The organism is Okeania sp. SIO2B9 (assembly GCF_010672505.1).
GTDB lineage: Bacteria > Cyanobacteriota > Cyanobacteriia > Cyanobacteriales > Microcoleaceae > Okeania > Okeania hirsuta.
Genome location: NZ_JAAHGK010000607.1, coordinates 1 through 4,464, shown reverse-complemented (window position 1 = coordinate 4,464; position 4,464 = coordinate 1). Strand labels below are relative to the sequence as shown.

At 36.7% G+C, this 4,464-nt stretch carries 3 protein-coding genes; all 3 read left to right on the top strand.

Annotated features, from left to right (window positions below):
- The coding region (locus F6K13_RS20035) for a hypothetical protein (protein ID WP_287288154.1) at positions 1-1,314 on the top strand (1,314 nt) is incomplete at its 5' end.
- Positions 1,315-1,472: 158 nt separating this feature from the next.
- Positions 1,473-2,468: a pentapeptide repeat-containing protein gene (locus F6K13_RS20030; protein WP_124145111.1), complete on the top strand. Its 996-nt coding sequence runs from the start codon at positions 1,473-1,475 to the stop codon at positions 2,466-2,468.
- A 1,732-nt stretch (positions 2,469-4,200) separates the two neighbouring features.
- Entirely contained in the window at positions 4,201-4,443 is a 243-nt protein-coding gene (locus F6K13_RS20025; RefSeq protein WP_287288152.1) for a hypothetical protein, read from the top strand.
- Positions 4,444-4,464 lie beyond the last annotated feature (21 nt).

The window sequence follows — 4,464 nt, the reverse complement described above, 5'->3', positions numbered from 1 at the left end:
TCAATTATGGAATCTAGTCCCATTTGGGGTCTTCAGGGAGATTCAGGTGAACAAATAACTCTTAAAGATAGATTAGTAGTAGAAGAATCTTATGAAAGAGACCCTGGGAAATTGTTTGATGTCCGGCAAAAAATCATGGAAGGAACTAATCCATTAAAGACAAAAATTCTGATTTTTTCAATCGTAGAACATCAATTTAATTTTGGGGAAAGAGATTGGTTATTGCTGAAAACAAAAAACTTAGATAGTCTAATCAGGCAAATATTTAATTTATGCCTATCTATTACAGATTTAGAATCTTCTTTATATAGTATGGCTAATAATTTTGAATCTCCAGATGAATATGTTCAAGTAGCAAATGTAATTATCAATGCTTTAAGTACTTGCTATTCATCAGAAATTATCCTACCTACAAATAGTCAAGTACAAGTTGAAGATTCAGAGCAAAAAATCAGCAATCCAGAAAATAACAGTGCTTTTCAGAAAGGTAATTTTTTTACTCAAGAATCATCGTCTATAAGTTCATTTGAAAATTCCCAAACAAAAAGAATTCACCAAAAAAATAATCAACAAAAAGCCAAAAATGTTACCGATTCAATTGAGCCACAACAAATAATCCCTTCTGTTACTATTCAACCAAAAATAGATAGTCAAGGCCAAGAGCAAACAGATTCTATAGAAAGAAAAAATATCCTAGATTCAATCAAACAAAAATTAGAAATAGAGCATGAAATTTCTACATTGGTAAATCAGAGTGTAGATACTGTAATGGATACTGTAGAAACACAATTTATTTCCTTAGAGGAAACTTTAAACCACCTTTTACAATCTGAGCTAGAAGAACAACGTTTATTATTAAAATATACAGCGTTAGAAAATTTAATTAGTAATATACAAGACCAGTCCACAAAATTCAAAGAAATTCTGAAACAATTAGAAATAGAAGAAAGAAAAAAACTTAACTTCAGTAATTCTAGCAATACCAACTCTACAGAATTAGAACAAAAAAAAGAAAGTGTTGATGAGAATCAACAAAAAATTCTAGAATTAGCAACCCAAGGTAATCCAAAAGCAGTTGCCTTAATAATTCATCAATTACTTCAGCAACAAGAAATTAAAATAATAGCTGGTAGAAGAAATGCTTGGCTACATCTTATCCTAGAATCTGAGCAAATCCCAAATCAAGAAATGGTAACTTCATTAGTGCAACAAAAAATTGCTAGTTTGAAATCAGAATCTCTGAAAAATGTCAAAATTCATGGTAGAAAACTAGGAGAAAAATCAATTGCTTGGACGCAAACAATTGAATGCTAAAATATTTTGATGAAAACAAGTAAGAAAGAAGAAGTAAAATCTGAAGGAAGTAAGACGTAAGAATTGATTTTAGTCAAAACAATTAACTAACCTTCTTCCTGATTACCTCTTCCTTCTTACTTCGAGTTAATTTTTTAAGTAAGGAAAGGAAAATTATAATGAGTGGTGGTGAAATTCTGAGAAGATATGCAGCAGGAGATACTGATTTTCATGGCATCAATCTTAAAGGTGTACAGTTAAATGGAGCAGATTTAATTGGTGCAAATTTCTCTGGAGCAGATCTTCAAGGAGCAGACTTTGTATTAGCCTTCCTTAACCGAGTTAATCTACAACGTGCTAACCTAATTACTGCCAGACTCAGTGGTGCATATCTAACTCAAGCAAATTTGCAATCTGTTAAAATGGCTGATGTCGATCTTCATGGCGCAAACTTACAGAATGCAGACTTTCGGCAGGCCAATCTAGAATTAGCAAGTTTAATTGATGCTAATCTGAGTGGGGCAGATATGCGAGGAGTTAATCTACAGGGTGCTGACTTGCGTGGTGCTTATATGCGTGGAGCAAATCTCCGCCATGAAAAGCGAGCTTATAAAATAGCTAATCTTAGAGGAGTAAACTTGCGTGGAGCTGATTTGCGTGGTGTTGATTTGACTGGGGCAGATTTAACAAAAGCTGATTTAAGAGGAGCAAACTTAAGTGAAGTTTTACTTAGAGGTGCTAAATTAACAAAAGCAAACTTAGCTCAAACAATTTTGGATGGGGCATTTTTAACAGAATCTAATTTGGCAGGAGTTAACTTATCTGGGGCAAGTTTAATTAATGCCAAAATTCAAAGAGCAGGATTAATGGATACACGGCTGAATGAAGCGAATTTAACTGGCGCGGTCATGGCAGATGTAAAATTGGGTAAAGCTCAGTTAATCAAAGCAAATCTAACTCAAGTAAATTTGGTGAGGGCCGATCTTAGCAGAGCCAATTTAAGTCAGGCCAATCTCACTAAAGCAGACCTAACTGACGCTTATCTCGCAAAAGCAAATTTCCGTAATTCCAGTTTGAATGACTCAATCTTAACCAGGGTTGAATTAAGTACAGCTAATTTAAGTGGTGCTCAAATGCAAGGTGCTGTAATGCCTAATGGAGATATTCACGGTTAATTTTTGATATGTATTTTCAGGATATTCTCACTTTTGAGAGGAAGGTTTTTCTTAACTCTTGTTTAATTGAAATTAATTTTAATTCTTAATACTCCTGTCTGAATAGTTTTGGGCAAATATTTCTATAATAGTTGTGCTTGCCATGTTTTTCAGTTCTTTTCACGACGTTGCTGAATGGTAACGATTTTTAGATTAAGTATCAACGCAAAACATAAATTTTTCAATTTTACCAAGAAATTGTGGGTATGTGCCTCCCCTTTTAATTAAGGGGATAAAAAGCTTTCGTTAGCGTAGCTTCCCGTAGGTTGGGATGGAGTTTGCTACCGCAAAGCTTTCCGTTCCGGAATGCTACCGCAAACGCTAACAGCGAAGCGGCTCTGTCAAGAGCGGGTTTCCTCGTCATATCCAATGGACCAAGACAAAGAGAATATTCTATCTTTCAAGCCTCCTTATTGCATAGATACTGTTAACGCAGTTCCTCCGGCAGGAGGCTAACTAATAACTGAAATGACACTTCAGCAACGCCCCTTTCGCTACCGTTGAGTTATTCTGTAGGCTTCATGTTTGAATTCATAGTGATTTTTTCAATACGGGATGGGTCTTCAGGTAGCCTGACAAACTAATTAGTTCGCAGTATCTCTTTGCAGATACCACCCCCCAGTTTTCTACTACTCAAGTTTGTAGTGATACCAATTTTATGTGAGGCTGCACAAAATTAGTTATTAGGTATTAGGTATTAGGTGTTAGGTGTTAGCTTTTAGGTGTGATACCAATTTTATGTGAGGTGGCACAGAATTATGAAATTTATTAACTTGTCTATCTCGATCTACAGTCAACCCCGATCGAGATATTATTCTATGCAAGTTAGAAATGAATTTGGTATGAGGAGAAAAATATTATTTACTTTATAACATAAATTGACTGTGGCCATATTAAAATGGATTGTCAAACTATTAGGGATCTCCGATCTAAACTTTGTTTGAAGACCCGCACTCTCCTGAGGGTGGGAGCAGAGGGATGAGAAAACTAATCAATGCTGCGGTTTTCCTAATAGTATGTTAGAATTAATCAGGATGCTAGGCTAGCAGTTTATAGGAAAGCCGTCAGATTGGCGACATACTGTGGAGCGCGCCTTGAGACCAGAAAAGGTTCGTCCTTGGAGGAAGGTGCTATGTTAGGGTAGCTCCTCTGTCAAGAGGAAGCAAAAAGCTCCTACAAGCTATGTTAGCGAATTCCACGTTGTAGCTCAAGCGCAACGTCGGGAGTATGTCAAATGATTGATATGTGTATAGCAGGGAACAGGCAACAGGCAATAAGGAACAGTGATGCAACCCCGCATCGGTGGCAGACGAAAGCTGTGGGAAACAGGCGTTTTGCTAGGGTAAAGCTCCGCTAAAAGCTAGGGCACAAGTACGTTAACGGCTAGCCTCTTACAGAGGAGCTAAAGCTTTTCATGTCGCCAATAGCCGAAACGCCGATATTAAAAGCGGATGACCTCTGCACTTTTCGGGTTTCCTGTCCCTCCATTTCCGAAGGGAACGCCATGAGAATGCCGACCAAGAGATGGCATGCGTAGCAACAGAGGCAACAGTGGGAAAAACATTTCCCTATCTAAGGTGGATTGTCAGTCTATGTCTTAACCAACTCGTTCTTTGCTATAGGTCTCAAAATGGTTGATCACTGCTAATTGTGAATCATCCAAAATTGAGTGACCATTAATTGCTTATGGACTATGTCAGATAATTCTGGTTTGCTGATGACTAATAATGCTACTGCTATTAAGGCCATTAGCAATTATATTTACCAAACGATCGTTTCTATTCAACAACAACATCCAGAATGGATAAATCCAAAGTACAAGAGCATTCCTTGGAATAATGCCAAGAATCAATCTACTTTGACTAATAAGTTGACAAAAGGGCTTTCTTGTGCTGCAACCAAGGAGGATTTACAGCTTAAAGTCAGAAGAATATGAAGATAATTTATGACTTTAAGC